The organism is Streptomyces sp. NPDC007875 (assembly GCF_042868035.1).
GTDB lineage: Bacteria > Actinomycetota > Actinomycetes > Streptomycetales > Streptomycetaceae > Streptomyces > Streptomyces antimycoticus.
Genome location: NZ_JBIADZ010000002.1, coordinates 647,292 through 658,922, shown reverse-complemented (window position 1 = coordinate 658,922; position 11,631 = coordinate 647,292). Strand labels below are relative to the sequence as shown.

Genomic DNA, 11,631 nt, shown 5'->3' with positions numbered 1-11,631 from the left:
AACGGGCGGTCCCCGCCACGGTCGTCACGACGGTCATCGCGCCGGTCGCGGTTGAAGCCCCGGTCGCGGTCGTTGTCCCGACGGTCGAAGGAGCGACCGCCACGGTCGTTGTCCCGACGGTCGCGGTTGAACGGGCGGTCCCCGCCACGGTCGTCACGACGGTCATCGCGCCGGTCGCGGTTGAAGCCCCGGTCGCGGTCGTTGTCCCGACGGTCGAAGGAGCGGCCACCCCGGTCGTTGTCCCGGCGGTCGTACGAGGAGCGGCGCGGCGCCTCGTCGCCACCCGTGCCCTCGGCGGCGTCCGCGGCCTTCGCCGCGGGCACGGTCGCGGGCTCCGCCGTACGCTGCGCCGGCAGCGTCACAGCGGCCGCGGCCACCGTCTCCGCCCCGGCCTCGGCCGCGGGCTCCGCCGGTGCCACGGTCTCGCCGCGCTCGCGCGCCGCCCGCGCGGACAGCCGGTCGGCCTCCTCGCGGAGCTCGATCGCGCGCCGCTGCACCCGCTCCAGCTCCCGGGTGAGGTCCTGCGCCTCGCGCTCGGCCTGCTTGGCCGCGTTCGAGGCCGCCTCCGCCTGCACCTCGGTGAGCGAACGCGCGCCCGTGATCTGGGCCACGTCCTCGTCGAACGCACCGCCGCCGCCGACGATGTGACGGGAGGCATCGACGCCCGCGTCCTCCATCAGCCGGAAGATCTGGCGGCGCTGGTGCGGCAGGGCCAGCGAGACGACAGTGCCGCTCTGGCCCGCCCGGGCCGTACGGCCGGAGCGGTGCAGATAGTCCTTGTGGTCACCGGCCGGGTCCACGTTCAGCACCAGATCGATGCCGTCGACGTGGATACCGCGCGCGGCGACGTCCGTGGCGACGAGCACATTGACGTACCCGTCCTTGAAGTCGGCCAGGGTGCGGGTACGCGCGCCCTGCGTCATGCCGCCGTGCAGGGCGTCGGCGCGCACGCCCGCGTCGCACAGCTGCTCGGCGACGCGGTCGGCGCCCAGCTGGGTCCGTACGAAGATGATGGTGCGGCCCTTGCGCGCCGCGATGGCGGCGGTGACCGGGGCCTTGTCCTTCGGCTTCACCACGAGCACGTGGTGGGTCATCGTGGTGACCGCGCCCTGTGCCGAGTCGACCTCGTGGGTGACCGGGTCGACCAGGTAGCGCTTGACCAGGCTGTCGATCTCGTTCTCCAGCGTCGCGGAGAACAGCAGCCGCTGGCCGCCCTGCGGCACCAGGTCCAGAATCTCGGTGACCTCGGGCAGGAAGCCCATGTCGGCCATCTGGTCGGCCTCGTCGAGGACGGCGACCTGGACCCTGTCGAGGGACGCGGCGCCGCGGTCGATGATGTCGCGCAGCCGGCCCGGGGTGGCGACGAGGATGTCGACACCGCGCTCCAGCGCGTAGATCTGATTGCCCATCGAGGTGCCGCCGCAGACGACCTTGAGCTTGAGGCCGAGGACATCGCCGTAAGGCTGCAGCGCGTCGCTCACCTGCATCGCCAGCTCGCGGGTCGGGGTCAGGATGAGGCCCCGGGGGCGCTTCTTCTCGGTGTGTCCGCCGGCCAGCGTGGTCAGCAGCGGAAGACCGAACGAGAGGGTCTTGCCGGAGCCGGTACGGCCGCGGCCGAGGATGTCCTTCCCGGCCATGGCGTCGGGGATGGTCGCGGCCTGGATCGGGAAGGGCGTGGTCACGCCGTTCTGCGCCAGCTTGCGGACGATCTGTTCGGGGAGGCCGAGGTCGGCGAAAGTGATGTCGGGCGCCTTAGGGGTCTCGGGGGCTTCCGTGGCGGCTTGCTCGGAGGACGCCGCTGACGCCGTCTGGTCGGCTTGCTCGGCCTGCTCGTCCCGCTCGAACGGCTCGGCCGGAGCGGTCAGCTCGTTCGGCTCATCGACAGCGGGCATGACGGCGTGATCAGTGGAAACGGACATGCGAAATGCGAAACCTTCCGGAGTCTCGGCACGCGCCCAAACTCCGTGTTGTCGCAAACGACCGCCTCTATGCGGTCAGCCACGGGATGGCAAGGAACGCGCCTCACGGCGCACTTTTACGAGGCGCCGGGCAAATGGGATCAAACGATCTACCACCATACGCACCTTCACCCCTCAAGAGCAAATTGGCTCCGTCGGTGGTGGACAGCGGTGCCGGGACCTTGGGCCCGGTCCGATGCGTCTGCTGGATCTTCGGGGACTTCTGAGCCTTCTGGGTGGCGGGGGTCTTCTGGGTTGCGGGGGCGTGGGGGGCCGTGGGGGTCGTGGGCTCGTCTGGATCTTCTGGGCCCTCCCGGATCTTCTGGGCCCTCCCGGATCTTCTGGGCCCTCCCGGATCTTCTGGGCCCTCCCGGATCTTCTGGGTCTGGGTGGTCGCGCGGTCGGCTCGCGGCGTCCGGTGCGGCTCAGCCCGCCGGCTGGGCCGACGGGGAGGCGGGCGCGGTCGGGGGCTCGGCGTCGGTCGGCTTCGGGTCCGGCGCGCTCGGCGGCGGGCTCGTCGGCCGGGGGGCGGGGGGCGCGTCGGACGGGGTGGCGCCGCCCGGCTGCGGCGGGGCGGAGGGGTCCGGTCCATGGTGCGGGGCCCCGTGCTTGCCGGGCGGGGCCGAGGGCTCGGTCTCGGGGTCGGCCGCGGAGGCCGAGGCCGATCGGTCCTCGCCGTCCTTCCGCTTCTCGCCCTTCTTCCCCTTCCCGTCCCTCTTGTCCCGGCCGGAGTCCCCGTACGCACGCCCCCTGCCGTCCGACCGCACCACGGAGCCACCCGTGTCCGCCGCCTCGCCCTTCTGATGGGAGCCGCGGTGTTTGTCCGGCCGCTCGGGGTCGTCGGCGATGCTCATGCAGCCGCCCAGCGCCATCGTGACGGCCGCGAGCGCCGCGAGCGCCGCCCCGCGCGCCGCGGGACGGGGCGCCCGCAGGGAGGGCCGGGACGTCCGGGGGGAACGGGCGGTGCGAGGAGCGGGGGATCCGGGCACGGGGAATCCAGGCATGCGCGGGACACCTCCAGACGGCAGGGATGTGACGCCCTGCCCAACTGGCCCCACCCCGCCCAGGACACGCCTACGACGCGGACCCGGCCCATCACGTAGACCGCGCGTCCGGCGTCGGTCGTAGGCGGGGGGCGGCCGGAGGCCGATACCGGCTGCGGGCCGAGGTCGGCAGAAGGCAGGGATCAGCCATAGCCGAGCGCGTGCAGCCGGGCGTCGTCGATCCCGAAGTGGTGGGCGATCTCATGGACCACGGTCACCTCGGTCTCCTGGACGACGTCCTCCCGCGTCCCGCTCATCCGCAGCGTCGGACCCCGGTAGACCGTGATCCGGTCCGGCAGAACGCCCGCGTACCACTCACCCCGGTCGGTGAGCGGCGTCCCCTCGTAGAGCCCGAGCAGCTCGGGATCCTCCGCCGGCGGCTCGTCCTCCACGAACACGGCGACGTTGTCCATGAGCCGTGTCAGCTCCGGCGGGATCCGGTCCAGCGCCTCGGCGACCAGTTCCTCGAACTCCTCGCGCGTCATCTCCAGCACGAGGCCATTGTCAGGCAGCCGGGCCCGGAAAAGGAGCGGTCCGCGCCAAGGCATCCGCGCCGGACGCAGGACAGGCCCCGGCGCGCCGCCACCGCACGGCACCCAGCGCGCCGCCACCACCCGAGCACCAGGCGCACCGCACCGCCACCACCCGAGCACCGCGATCGCCCGCCCGCACAAGGCCCGCCCCCGCGCCGCCCAGGCATACGCCCCGTACGGCCGGGCATACGGGAGCAATGGCCCGCGAACCGCTCCGGCTGCTCCGTGCCACCGCTCAGCGCGCACGCACCGCGGCCGTCTCCCCCATTCGCCGCTTCCGCCGCCCCTCGCAGACCTCCTCCCCCTCCCCCGCCGCCTCCCGCAATGCCGCAGCGTTCGACCCCTCGGCACTCCACCCCACCGCGCGCCCCCGCCCCCTCGTCCGCGCCGCTGGGCTGGCCGCCGTGACCGTCCTCGGCGCCTGGATCGGACTGCTGGTGGTCGGCAGCGTCCATATCTCCGTGGGCCCCATGGACACCCGGATGGCGCTGCGGCCGTCCCTCACCGGCGGCACCAAGATCAACGTGGCCCCGCTCGGCGCGCTCGAGCTGAACAGCCACCACGCCCCGCTCCGCCTGGACGTGGATGTGGACCGGCTCGACCCGATACGGTCCCAGGCCCTCGTCGACCACCCCGAGCGGCTCTCCGGCCTGCAGGACGAGGTCGCGAGCGATGTCACCCGCGGCACCCTCGGCCTCGCGTTCCGCTCCTGCGTCGCCGTCGTCTTCGGCGCCACCGCACTGGGCCTGGCGGTCTACCGCCGCCCGCGCCGGGCGCTGGCCGCCGGGGGGCTCGCGCTCACCCTGCTGGCCACCTCCGGGGGCGCCGTATACGCGACCTGGAACCCCAATTCCGTCCTGGAGCCGCGCTACTCCGGACTGCTCTCCAGCGCCCCCTCGGTGGTCGGCAACGCACGCAGCATCGTGAGCGATTTCGACGTATATCAACGGGAGTTGGCCCGGCTGGTGACCAATGTCACCCAGCTCTACGAGGCGACCTCGACGCTCCCCGCGTATCAGCCCGATCCGACCACCATGCGGGTGCTGCACATCTCGGACGTCCATCTCAATCCGGCCGCGTGGCACATCGTGGAGTCGTTGGTGCGGCAGTACAAGGTCAGCGTGATCATCGACACGGGCGACACGATGGACCACGGCACCGCCGCCGAGAACGGCTTCCTCGACCCCGTCTCCGACCTCGGCGCCCCCTATGTCTGGGTGCGCGGCAACCATGACTCGGCCTCGACCCAGCGCTACCTCGCCCAGCGCAAGGGGGCGCATGTGGTGGACAACGGCCAGGTGATCACCGTCGCCGGGCTGCGGATCGCGGGCATCGGCGATCCGCAGTTCACCCCCGACCGTTCCAGCGCGGCCGCCGGAGACGCGGCCGAGCACAGCACCGGGCGGCGGCTGGCCGAGGCGATCCGGGACCGCGAGGCGACCGGCGCGCCGGTCGACATCGCCCTCGCCCACAACCCGATCGCCGCCCGGGAGACCGACGGCACGGTGCCGCTCGCCCTCACCGGCCATGTCCATCACCGCCGTACGGAGGTGCTCCCCGGCGGCACCCGGCTGATGACGGAGGGGTCGACGGGCGGCAGCGGGCTGCGGGCGGTGGACGACGGCACACCGGACACGGTGCAGGCGTCGGTCCTCTATCTGGACCGGGACACGCGACGGCTTCAGGCGTGGGACGAGATCGATCTGGGCGGTCTGGGCCTGGCGAAGGCCGAGGTCAGCCGTCATCTGCCTGCCGAGAACCGCCCGGGGGCGACGCCGACGCCCACCACTCCGTAAACCGTTTTGGCGAACCTCACCGGCATCCCATATGCTTCTCGCGTCCCCGAAAGCGCCGCAAGGCGCCCAGGTGGGCCATCGGCCCTCATCGTCTAGTGGCCCAGGACGCCGCCCTTTCAAGGCGGTAGCACGGGTTCGAATCCCGTTGGGGGCACCACCTTCTTTTAGTCACCGCAGGTCAGAACGTACCTGCCGGTGACTTTTTTATGCGCACACGCCCTCCGGAACCCCCCGAAATCCCCGGAGCTCCCGCAACCCGCGGAACGCCCAGAACTCCCAGAACTCCCGGAATGGCTTCCTCCCGCACGGGGTTGTACGCAGCGGACCCACCGCAGACCCACGCGAGGGAGCGCAGATGACCGTCCAGGACGTCGACCGGATCAGCTTCGCCGAGGAGTGGAAGCGCTGGCACCGCGCCCATGAGCAGGCACTCGCCGACCCCCACGGCTTTCTCGCGATCACCGGCCTGCACTGGCTGAGCCCGGAGCCGACGCGCTTCGAGGGCGCCCCCGGATCCTGGTCCAGCGGCCCGGAGGGCGTGGTGGTCGAACTGGCCGACGGCGAGGAGCTGACCATAGACGGCACGGCGGTGCACGGGCGGTACGTCTTCGGGGTGATCGCCGAGCGGGACAGCCTGTACGCGGGGTACGGCGACGCGGTGATCGAGATCGCCAAGCGCGGCGGCCACGACATCGTCCGCCCGCGCCACCCCGGCAACCCCCTCCGCACCGCCTTCACCGGCACCCCCGCCTACGCCCCCGACCCCCGCTGGGTCCGCGGCGGCCGTTACCTCCCCTTCGACGAGCCGCGCGCGATCACCGTGGGCGCCGCGGTGGAGGGGCTGGAGCACGTCTACGACGCGCCCGGCCAGGTCGAGTTCGAGCTGGCCGGCGAGACACTGCGGCTCACCGCCTTCAACGGCAAGCGGCCCGGCAGCCTGATGGTGCTCTTCACCGACGCGACCTCGGGCGTGACCACCTACGCCGCGAACCGCTCCCTCCAGATCGACGCCCCCGACGACGCCGGCCGGGTCACCCTCGACTTCAACCGCGCCACCAACCTCCCCTGCGCCTACACCGACCTCGCGACCTGCCCCCTGCCGCCCACCGAGAACCGGCTGCCGGTCGCGATCGAGGCGGGCGAGCGGATCCCCCTGGAGCGCGGCGGCCGCCCCTGACCCGGGCCGGCTCCGGCCGTGTCCTGACCCCTCGGTGAGCGGTCAGCACACGGTCAGAGGTCTGATACGCTGATCCAGCGACAACGACGCGGCGGAGAAAAATCAAGGCCCCGGTTCGACATCGCAAGGAGTGCGAATCCACGGCGGGAATTCCCGTTGGGACCGCACCCCACATGTGCGAGACTCGTGCTCGTACACGCAAGGTCCTGTGGAGCAGTTTGGAGTGCTCGCCACCCTGTCAAGGTGGAGGCCGCGGGTTCAAATCCCGTCAGGACCGCTGCGGCTGGGTAGCTCAGTTGGTACGAGCGTCCGCCTGAAAAGCGGAAGGTCGCCGGTTCGACCCCGGCCCCAGCCACCGCAGCCCTCACCAGGGCAAAGCCCCCTCCCGGGTCATCCGGAGGGGGCTTCTTCGTTGCGGTGGCCGCTGCGTCGTGTCGATCAGACGTAGGCGCAGATGACGAAGACGCTGATGCCCACGTTGTCGGTGGTGGTCTGGCGGCCCAGGCCGATCCAGCCGGTGCCGTCGTCGGTGGGGAAGCTGCCGACGAGGATGGCGTCGTTGCCGCGCGCCTCGGCGCCGCCGCCGATGGCCTTCTTCCCCTCGGGGCAATACACCGTGCGCCGCTGGAAGTTCGGGACGTTCTCATTGGGCAGGGTGACCAGCTCGTATCCGGGCACCCCCTCGCCGGGCCGGGGGTCTTCACGGGAAACTGGCGCCCCGGGGCGGTGGGAGCCGGTCGTCTGGCCGCCGCCGTCCTGTGCTGCCCACGCGGCGCCTGGCGTCAGAGCCATGGTCAGTGCGGCGGCAGCGATGACGAGCCTTCCACGCATGTGTGTCTACCTTCCGTCGCGGGTCCCTGGACGGGACCAACACCGTGAAGAGCGTGACCAGGCACAGCGGAATACCAGACCGATAAAGTACGAAAATCGCACGATCGAGGGAAATGTGAGGAGCGTACGGGTGCAACGCGTCTGGAGGGCGGCAGGTCGCCGGTTCCCGCCCGCGTCCCGGTGAGCGGAACGTCGCCATTCCCGCCACGAGAACCAGCGGCGAACAATCCCCGAACACAACCGAGCCGCAGGTCTTGATCCCATCCGAAGCGGCCATTGGAGAGCCGACATGGCAGACGTGAAGGGCACCCCGAGCGAAGTACGCAAGGCAGCGATCGCAAGTTTGTTCGGTAGCGCATTGGAGTGGTACGACTTCTTCCTCTACGGCACGGCGGCCGCGCTCGTGTTCAACACCCTGTTCTTCCCGACCTTCAATCCGCTGGTGGGGACGATCGCCGCCTTCGGCACCAACGCGGTGGGGTTCCTCGCCCGGCCGTTGGGCGGCATCATCTTCGGGCACTTCGGGGACCGGATCGGCCGAAAGTCGATGCTGGTGACCACCCTGGTGATCATGGGCGTCGCGACCTGTCTGATCGGCCTGCTGCCCACCTACGCCACCGTCGGGGTCTGGGCGCCGGTGCTGCTGGTGACGCTGCGGGTCGTGCAGGGCATCGCCGTCGGCGGCGAGTGGGGCGGCGGGGTGCTGATCGTCAGCGAACACGCGCCGAGCCACCGCCGCGGCTTCTACTCGGCCTGGAGCCAGACCGGCGTGGGGCTCGGGTTCGTCCTCTCCGCCGCCGCCTACGCGCTGGCCCAGGAGGTGACCACCAAGGAGTCCTTCCTCGCCTGGGGATGGCGCATTCCGTTCGTGGTCGGCATCCTGCTCACCGCCGTCGGACTGCTGATCCGGCTCCGGATCATGGAGACACCCGCGTTCCAGGAGAAGGAGTCGGAGCCGAAGAAGTCCGCCCCGCCGCTTCTCGACGTCATCCGCACCCACCCCAAGTCCATCCTGATCGCCTTCGGCGCGCGGGTCGCCGAAACCGGTGCGAGTTACCTCTTCCTCACCTTCAGCCTCTCCTACGCGTCCGAGATCGGGGTGGGAAAGGGCGTGGTGCTGGCCGCGCTCGTGGTGGGGATGTTGTTCGAGTCGTTCGCGATGCCCATGTTCGGGGCGCTCTCCGACCGCATCGGGCGCCGACCGGTGTATATCGGGGGCGCGATCGCGGTGATCGTCTGGGCGTATCCGTTCTTCGCGTTGTTCGACTCGCGCAATCCGGTGCTGATCTTCGTGGCGATCTTCGTGGCGGTCGTGATCGGCCACGGGGCGATGATCGGCACCCAGCCGGCGTTCTTCACCGAACTCTTCGCCAGCCGGGTGGCCTACAGCGGGCTCGCCCTGGGGCATGAGCTCGCGTCGATGATCGTCGGCGGGTTCTCCCCCATCGTCGCCACCGCGCTGCTCGCCTGGTCGGGCGCGTCCTGGCCGATCGCACTGTTCCTCATCGGCATGGGCCTGGTCACCGTCTTCGCCGTGGGGGCCGCCCCCGAGACCAACCCGAACGTCCTCGGGAACGGCAAAGCCCGGCAGGAGAGCGAGGCGGAAGAGAAACCCAAGCCGTCCGATTCATCGCCGATACATTCCTGACCGGCCACGCCCTGCCCCGCCCGCCGCCGGTGCGGCCGGGGCGGGGCGACGGCTGGGCGGGGCGCGCCCGAAGTACGACGGTATCGGCCGTTCCGGCCGTACGCTGGGCCGATGACGCGGCTGATCGTGGCGGGGGGAGGTGGCGGGGACGCCGTCGCCGCCTCGGTGATCGACCGGGCTCTGTACGGGCACGGGACGGCCGACGACCGGGCGGTGGTCCTGACCTACGCCTGGGACCGGCTGCTCGCCGACCCCCTCCCCGGGCCCCGGGGAGCGGCCGACTTCACCGGTCTGCGGGCGCTCACGCCGAGCGTGTACGCCGTACCCAAGGACGGGAGGCCGGTGGCGCCTGCCGGGTCCACACTGCCCCGGCTGGCCGCCGAGCTGCCGCACACCTTCGCGCTGCTCGACCCCCACCACGGGGTGGAGGGCATGGTCCGGCAGTTGGAAGAGCTCATCGAGCGCCTGGCCCCGGCCTCCATCGACCTGCTGGACGTGGGCGGCGACATCCTCGCGCGAGGGGATGAGCCAACGCTGCTGAGCCCGCTCGGGGACGCGCTGTCGCTTGCCGCGTGTGCCCAGGTGACCGCGGAGATCCGGCTGCTGGTCGCCGGGCCGGGGCTGGACGGGGAGATCCCGGTGGAGGTGCTGCGCGAACGGCTGGAGTCGGTGGTCCAAACGCTCACCGCCGAGGACGTCGCGCCCATCGGCCCCGTCATGGAGTGGCATCCGTCGGAGGCCACCGGCATGCTCACGGCCACGGCGCGAGGGGTGCGCGGGCTGTGCGAGGTAGGGGACGCGGGGCTCACCATTCCCCTGACGGACGACGGGCCCGTGGTCCATGAGGCGGATCTCGACGCCGCGTTCCGCCGGAACCGGCTCGCCGGGGCCGTCGCCGACACGACCGGCCTCGCCGAGGCCGAGCGGCACTGCCGGGACATCTGCGGATACTCGGAGATCGACGACGAGCGGGAGAAGGGCGCGCGGTTCGGGGCGGCGCCCGAGGGTCCGTTCCGGCCCAGGGCCGTACTGGCCGGGGTCGCCCGCTTCGCGGAGGAGGCCCGCGCCCGCGGGGTCAGCCACACCACCTTCCGCCGCCTCACCGAGGCACTCGGCCTGAGCGGTGTCCAACGCGCGGATCTGCGGGCCCTGCTGATCGGGACTCAGCCCGAGCGGTACGACGCTCCACTGTGGCGGTTGTGATCACCCGGATGGGCTATAGTTGATCTCGCAACGCCGCCCCAACGGGGCGGGAGTTGATGCGTCGGTCGTCTAAGGAAAGATACTCGTCTCCAAACGAGGGATGTAGGTGCAAGGCCTGCTCGGCGCTCCTTGGAGAAGTCCCTCCCCTGATCTGCGGGGGAGGGACTTTTTTTGTGTGCCCGCACCTCACCGCACCGCCCCCTCGGCACTGCCCCTCAGCACCGCGTCGGCGTCGCCTTCGGCGGCCGCCCGCCCGGGTGGCGGTGGCGCCAGGTCCAGAAGACCACGGCGGACACCACACACCAGCCCCCCAGCACCAGGAAGGGGAAGGGGTGCTGGTGGTGGGGGAAGTAGATCGCGGTGTGCTGGGCGTTGACCGATGCACCCGGCGGGAGCCAGCGCCCGACGGTGCCCAGGAGTGAGGGGAGCAGGGGCCAGGAGACGGCGCCGCCGGAGGACGGGTTGCCGAGGATCACCATCACGCCCCACGTGGGGAGGAGCGCCCAGCGCCCGAAGAGGACGTTGAACATGGAGAACACCAGCCCTGAGGTGAACATCGTCAACGCCAGGATCGCCCACGACTCCGCAAAGGGGAGCCGGAGCGCCTTCAGCCCCCAGTCGACGATCGCCGCGATCGCGAAGGCGCCGAGCACGGCGTACGCGACGTTGAAGGCGATCCGCTCGGCCGGGTTGAGCCCGGCGGCGTTGACGCTGAGCTGGATGGCACCGAGGAAGCCGATGATCGTGGCGGCCAGGGAGATGTAGAAGACCGCGAGTCCGCGCGGATCGCCAGGCTGCAGCGGTTTCAGATCCCTGACCGTGACGGGCACCCCGGAGGCCCGGCCCACCTTGCCGCCGGCCTGGCTGAGCACCTGGGCCACGGTCGCCCCCGCCGCGCCCGCGACATCCAGCCCGACGCCATGGTCGCGCGCCCGCAGGATCGCGAAGACCCGCTGCTCCTCCAGGGACCAGCGGGCTTTCGCATAGCTGGGGTAGGAGTGCAGCTTGAGGGATGCGTTCAGGGCCTTCTCCATCCCGGTGAGGAACTGGTTCCGCACGGCGGAGTCGCCATCGGTGGTCACGACGGCGGTGGGGATGTTCCGGGGGGTGGGATTGGCGAAGGCGAAGGTGTACGAGCCCGCGAAGAGCCCCGCGCCCGCGGAGATGAGCAGCACGATGACGGTCGCGGGGAAGAAGGGGGTGTGCTTGAAACGGGCCCATGGGGAGAGCCGGTCCGCCCCGCCCTTGCCCGCGTCCGCCCCGCCCCTGCCCCTGCCTCCGCCTCTGCCTCTGCCCCCGCTCGCGTCACCCCCGCCCGCACTCGCGTCGCCCCTGCCCCCGCTCGCGTCGCCCCCGCCCGCGCCTTCGCCGCTCTCGTCGTCCGCCATACACCCACGCTAGAACGGACAATCCCGGCATACCGCACGACGTGGCCCGGACAA

General features: G+C 71.4%; 9 protein-coding genes and 3 tRNA genes. 7 read left to right on the top strand and 5 right to left on the bottom strand.

What is annotated here, in order from left to right; genetic code table 11:
* The 3 genes from ACFYOY_RS06735 to ACFYOY_RS06725 form a co-directional block, all read right to left on the bottom strand.
* The coding region (locus ACFYOY_RS06735) for a DEAD/DEAH box helicase (RefSeq protein ID WP_388585234.1) at positions 1 to 1,919 on the bottom strand (1,919 nt) is incomplete at its 3' end.
* Between the two features lie 464 nt (positions 1,920 to 2,383).
* The gene (locus ACFYOY_RS06730) at positions 2,384 to 2,962 is read right to left on the bottom strand and encodes a hypothetical protein (protein ID WP_351883173.1); all 579 of its coding nucleotides are present in this window, start codon (positions 2,960 to 2,962) and stop codon (positions 2,384 to 2,386) included.
* Between the two features lie 182 nt (positions 2,963 to 3,144).
* Entirely contained in the window at positions 3,145 to 3,495 is a 351-nt protein-coding gene (locus tag ACFYOY_RS06725; RefSeq protein ID WP_388585231.1) for a metallopeptidase family protein, read from the bottom strand.
* A 236-nt stretch (positions 3,496 to 3,731) separates the two neighbouring features.
* Here ACFYOY_RS06725 and ACFYOY_RS06720 point away from each other — a divergent pair, with 236 nt between their 5' ends.
* The 5 genes from ACFYOY_RS06720 to ACFYOY_RS06700 all read left to right on the top strand — a co-directional run bounded on the left by ACFYOY_RS06720 (position 3,732) and on the right by ACFYOY_RS06700 (position 6,862).
* Positions 3,732 to 5,330 (top strand): metallophosphoesterase, encoded by a 1,599-nt coding sequence (locus ACFYOY_RS06720; protein ID WP_388585228.1) that lies wholly within the window; start codon positions 3,732 to 3,734, stop codon positions 5,328 to 5,330.
* Between the two features lie 81 nt (positions 5,331 to 5,411).
* Positions 5,412 to 5,487, top strand: a tRNA-Glu gene (locus ACFYOY_RS06715).
* Between the two features lie 198 nt (positions 5,488 to 5,685).
* Entirely contained in the window at positions 5,686 to 6,507 is an 822-nt protein-coding gene (locus ACFYOY_RS06710; RefSeq protein ID WP_351883177.1) for a DUF1684 domain-containing protein, read from the top strand.
* A 202-nt stretch (positions 6,508 to 6,709) separates the two neighbouring features.
* Positions 6,710 to 6,784, top strand: a tRNA-Asp gene (locus tag ACFYOY_RS06705).
* Positions 6,785 to 6,788: 4 nt separating this feature from the next.
* Positions 6,789 to 6,862: transfer RNA gene (locus tag ACFYOY_RS06700), tRNA-Phe, on the top strand.
* 83 nt (positions 6,863 to 6,945) lie between these two features.
* On the opposite strand, the gene ACFYOY_RS06695 is transcribed toward ACFYOY_RS06700, so the two are convergent.
* Positions 6,946 to 7,338 carry a hypothetical protein gene (locus tag ACFYOY_RS06695; protein WP_351883179.1) on the bottom strand — a complete coding sequence of 131 codons (393 nt, stop codon included), beginning with the start codon at positions 7,336 to 7,338 and terminating at the stop codon, positions 6,946 to 6,948.
* A 289-nt stretch (positions 7,339 to 7,627) separates the two neighbouring features.
* Here ACFYOY_RS06695 and ACFYOY_RS06690 point away from each other — a divergent pair, with 289 nt between their 5' ends.
* Complete coding sequence (locus tag ACFYOY_RS06690) at positions 7,628 to 8,986, top strand: MFS transporter (protein ID WP_351883181.1); 1,359 nt, start codon at positions 7,628 to 7,630, stop codon at positions 8,984 to 8,986.
* A gap of 111 nt (positions 8,987 to 9,097) precedes the next feature.
* On the top strand, positions 9,098 to 10,189 hold the full coding sequence (locus ACFYOY_RS06685) for a DUF1152 domain-containing protein (protein ID WP_351883183.1): 1,092 nt from the start codon (positions 9,098 to 9,100) through the stop codon (positions 10,187 to 10,189).
* Between the two features lie 215 nt (positions 10,190 to 10,404).
* Here the strand turns inward: ACFYOY_RS06685 and ACFYOY_RS06680 are convergent, their stop codons facing one another.
* Complete coding sequence (locus tag ACFYOY_RS06680) at positions 10,405 to 11,577, bottom strand: ABC transporter permease (RefSeq protein ID WP_351883185.1); 1,173 nt, start codon at positions 11,575 to 11,577, stop codon at positions 10,405 to 10,407.
* Positions 11,578 to 11,631: the final 54 nt, after the last annotated feature.